The 1,047-nt window shown below is 45.5% G+C and carries 2 protein-coding genes; one reads left to right on the top strand and one right to left on the bottom strand.

Going from position 1 to position 1,047, the window contains the following annotated elements:
* The coding region (locus tag R7E00_RS25075) for a PadR family transcriptional regulator (RefSeq protein WP_140340135.1) at positions 1 to 490 on the top strand (490 nt) is incomplete at its 5' end.
* A gap of 70 nt (positions 491 to 560) precedes the next feature.
* On the opposite strand, the gene R7E00_RS25070 is transcribed toward R7E00_RS25075, so the two are convergent.
* Positions 561 to 1,047 (bottom strand): methylenetetrahydrofolate reductase (locus tag R7E00_RS25070; RefSeq protein WP_318124918.1); only part of this gene is annotated, 487 nt, incomplete at its 5' end.

Raw genomic sequence — 1,047 nt, 5'->3', positions numbered from 1 at the left:
CGGTTACGATATCACTAAAGAATTCTCTGCTAGCATCGGTTACTTCTGGAAAGCAAGCCACCAACAAGTTTACCGTGAGCTAAATAAAATGGCCGAGAAAGAGCTGGTTACTTGCGTACTAGAACCTCAAGAAGGCAAACCAGACCGTAAGGTTTACTCCATCACAGATGCAGGCCGTAGCGCTCTTGGAGAATGGTTTGATCAACCAACTGCACACCCAACCGTTCGTGATGAATTTTCAGCGAAACTTATGGCTTGTGCTGTTCAACCATCAACACCTTTCCGTGATCAACTAGCAGAACTTGTTGAAGAGTCTCGTAAACTGGTTTCTCACTACAAAGAAATTGAAGCGGCTTACTACGCAACGCCTTCAACTTTGGACAAACAAGCTCGTTTAGAGCGCCTAACGCTTCGTCGTAACCTACTGTTACGTGAAACGTGGATCACTTGGGCAGAAGAAGTCCTAACAGAACTTGAAGTGATTGGTTAATTTCCTTTCGCTTAGAGACAACGAAAAAGGCTTGCCACTTGGCAAGCCTTTTGTCTTTTTGAAACCGGATTTACGCTTCTACGGCTACACGAGGGCGAACACCCAAAGTATGGCATAGCGCATAAGTCATCTCCGCACGATTCAGCGTATAGAAGTGGAAATCTTTTACACCTTCGCGACTTAGTACACGAACCATATCAATAGCTTGGCTTGCACCTACAAGTTGGCGAGTCACAGGATCATCATCCAAACCTTCAAACTGTTTGCTCATCCATCCTGGCACTTTAACGTTATTCTGCGCCGCAAAACGTGAGGCTTGCTTAAAGTTCGAAACTGGCAAAATACCCGGTACGATTTCTACATCGATTCCCGCCGCAACACAGCGGTCACGAAAACGCAGATAAGATTCCACATCAAAGAAGAACTGAGTAATGGCACGGTTTGCACCAGCGTCCACTTTACGCTTTAGGTTTAGCAGATCCGATTGAGCACTTTTTGCCTCTGGATGCACTTCTGGAAAAGCCGCCACAGAAATATCAAAATCGTGACGAGATTTT

Origin of the sequence: Vibrio sp. Vb1755 (assembly GCF_033338635.1) — a bacterium.
GTDB lineage: Bacteria > Pseudomonadota > Gammaproteobacteria > Enterobacterales > Vibrionaceae > Vibrio > Vibrio alginolyticus.
Note: the sequence above shows the minus strand (reverse complement) of the source record. Positions and strands in the feature narration are given on the sequence as shown.